This is a genomic window from Adlercreutzia equolifaciens (assembly GCF_029076695.1).
In the GTDB taxonomy this organism is placed as follows: domain Bacteria; phylum Actinomycetota; class Coriobacteriia; order Coriobacteriales; family Eggerthellaceae; genus Adlercreutzia; species Adlercreutzia equolifaciens_A.
On record NZ_JARFIK010000486.1, the window covers coordinates 1 to 295 of the forward strand.

The 295-nt window shown below is 51.9% G+C and carries 1 protein-coding gene; it reads right to left on the reverse strand.

The genetic code is table 11. The features are described from left to right. Window positions 1–144 precede the first annotated feature (144 nt). Complete coding sequence (locus PZH32_RS13290; protein WP_275208727.1) at window positions 145–288, reverse strand: hypothetical protein; 144 nt, start codon at window positions 286–288, stop codon at window positions 145–147. Window positions 289–295: the final 7 nt, after the last annotated feature.

A 295-nucleotide genomic window follows, 5' to 3' on the forward strand; every position in this document is an offset into this window, starting at 1 on the left:
GTTGGAGTTTAGTTTAACCACTCGTCAGAGTGCAGTCAGGGCTGCGTTTTACTCGTTGACGTTCTGTAGATGAATGTCAACGTTTCGTAACAATGCGTTTATCTTTCTGTAACTTGACGAAACTGCTCTGGTTTGAAACGAGCCCTAGTAGTCGGCGGCAGCGTCGCTGTCCATCCACTGCTGGTATAAATCCTCGTAGGCATCGGCCAACACGGCCTCGCGGGCGCGGCGCATGAGGTCCAGCAGTAAGTGCAGGTTGTGCACTGAAATAAGGATGGCGCACAGCATCTCGTTC

Excerpts from the sequence above, each read along its gene's own strand:
- PZH32_RS13290 (WP_275208727.1), bottom strand. The coding sequence starts at position 288 with ATGCTGTGCGCCATCCTTATTTCAGTGCACAACCTGCACTTACTGCTG.